This is a genomic window from Curtobacterium sp. PsM8, assembly GCF_030433875.1.
Lineage (GTDB): Bacteria > Actinomycetota > Actinomycetes > Actinomycetales > Microbacteriaceae > Curtobacterium.
This window is the reverse complement of record NZ_JARUXD010000182.1, coordinates 1-240: the sequence shown is the minus strand read 5'-3', so window position 1 is coordinate 240 and position 240 is coordinate 1. Positions and strand designations below refer to the sequence as shown.

Genomic DNA, 240 nt, shown 5'->3' with positions numbered 1-240 from the left:
AGCTCGAACAGCTCTCCGGCCCGGCCAGCATCGAGATCGCGAGCCGCATCGAGGCTGCCAGTGAAGAGGGCGACCTAAACGAGAACTGTGGCTACCACTCCGCAAAGGACGATCAGTGCAAGATCGAGGCCCGCATCCGCGCCCTCAGCGAGGTCCTCAAGCACGCCTCCGTCACGGAGGCGCAGTTCGACGGCAGCGTCGAGCCCGGCACCGTGGTCACCGCCACGATCTCCGGGGACG

The 240-nt window shown here is 66.7% G+C and carries 1 pseudogene; it reads left to right on the top strand.

Going from position 1 to position 240, the window contains the following annotated elements:
• A pseudogene (locus QCD68_RS17290) lies at nucleotides 1-240 on the top strand (transcription elongation factor GreA); the annotation flags it as partial.